Origin of the sequence: Brasilonema octagenarum UFV-OR1 (genome assembly GCF_963888615.1) — a bacterium.
In the GTDB taxonomy this organism is placed as follows: Bacteria; Cyanobacteriota; Cyanobacteriia; order Cyanobacteriales; family Nostocaceae; genus Brasilonema; species Brasilonema sennae.
Window position 1 is genome coordinate 1 of the sequence record NZ_CAWPKW010000394.1, and the last position, 1,101, is coordinate 1,101.

At 44.1% G+C, this 1,101-nt stretch carries 1 pseudogene; it reads left to right on the plus strand.

What is annotated here, in order from left to right:
• A pseudogene (locus AC5590_RS34520) lies at positions 1 to 1,077 on the plus strand (hypothetical protein); the annotation flags it as partial.
• Between the last annotated feature and the right edge of the window lie 24 nt (positions 1,078 to 1,101).

Consider the following 1,101-nt stretch of genomic DNA (forward strand, 5'->3'; position numbering starts at 1 on the left):
ACAGAACTGGAAGCAACCCAATCTTGGTGTGAACTCAAGCCCTTACCCGGTAAAGAACCAGTAAAGCAAGGCGATCGCGCAGTTCTGACTTCAGCTTCCACCAATCTTGTGCGCAAAGCCCGTCTACTATATCTCGAAGAGGCGCAAACACAGGAAGAAGTGCTAACAAAAAATTTGTCTGCTAGAAAACTTCCGCAAGAAATATATAAACTCCAGAAAGACGCATTCCAAAATGTCAAAGATGCTTTGGTAGTAGGAAAGGGCTGGATAGAGTTAGTACCTGATCAGGAGAAAGATAATAAGAAAGAAACTGTTCACTACATAATAGCTATCAACTCTGATGGCGAATATGAGATTTGCGATCGCACCGGAACACCATATGCTAACATGCGACCCCTGCTGAAGGTTGACGATCCTGATGCTGCTGCTAACCTGGTGAAACGCCTAGTACATCTTGCCAAATATCATGCCACTCAGGCGCTTGACAACTTTGATAAAAATAACCCTTTGATGGGAAAACTGACAGTAGAGTGGATTGGTAAGCGTAAAGACTATGATCCAGTAGATCCAATCACACCCGACTCTGAATTTGAGCCGCTTGACGATCCGAACAATCCCACGATAGAAGTTGGTGAGTTTATATTCCTGCGTATTCGCAACAACTATTGGAGAGATCTCAATGTCGCTGTGTTGGATTTAGGATCTGATTGGTCGATCGCTCAAGCTCATCCACAAGCACCAGGTGAGAAATTCATAACTCTTGACCCTGAAGAACCAGAAGTGATTATACCATTCTGCTTAAGCTTGCCAGATGGATATAAGGAGGGGGCTGACATCGCCAAAGTTTTTGCGACAGTTGGTTCACCTAATTTCCGTTGGCTGGAATTACCACCTCTGGATAAACCACTTGCTGCCAAAGGTATAGCAACTAGAGGCGGCGATCCGCTGGAAAATCTCTTTGCTGCCATTGATGATGAAGAACCCAAAACACGCAAATTAGAGTCAGTGGCATATCCGAGCCGAGAATGGATCACAAAACAAGTGAAAGTCAATGTAAAAGCAATACCGTTCAGTTAAGACATTTATTCATTGAGACAGCAC